The following is a 451-nucleotide window of genomic DNA, read 5'->3' as shown; positions in this document are numbered from 1 at the left end:
CCGTCTACGTCTACGCGGACCCGTTGATGTCGCGTCGCCACTTCTGCCTCCCGGTGGCGGCGTCGAGGGCCACCACCCGCCGGGTCTTGTCGTCCGGGTCCGCGTAGACGTAGACGGTGCCGTCGCGCACGCCGATCGGAGGCGCCCCCTGCGGACGGGTGCCGACCCGCCACAGGACCCGCCCGGAGGCCGCGTCGACCCGGGCGACCGTGAAGCCGGTGCCGCCGCAGAACAGCGCGTCCTGGTCGGTGACGCATCCGGGGCGGCCGTAGTCGAGGGGGACGCCCTTCAGGTCGTACCGCAGCTTCGTCTGCCACGGCCGCCAGCCGGCGGGCAGCGAGACGGCGCGGGTGGTGGGGCGCGAGACGGCGGCCTCGGCGGCGGTGTCGACGTCCCGGTCGGACGTCACGTAGACGCCCACCCCGAGCCCCAGCCCGGTGAGAGCCAGCAC

The 451-nt window shown here is 75.2% G+C and carries 1 protein-coding gene; it reads right to left on the bottom strand.

Annotated elements, in window-relative coordinates; genetic code table 11:
- Positions 1 to 10: 10 nt before the first annotated feature.
- Positions 11 to 451: outer membrane protein assembly factor BamB family protein (locus RM590_RS35625; RefSeq protein ID WP_311708960.1), on the bottom strand; the 441-nt coding region annotated here is incomplete at its 5' end.

This window comes from Streptomyces litchfieldiae (assembly GCF_031845365.1).
Lineage (GTDB): Bacteria > Actinomycetota > Actinomycetes > Streptomycetales > Streptomycetaceae > Streptomyces > Streptomyces litchfieldiae.
This window is presented reverse-complemented; position numbering and strand designations above follow the sequence as displayed.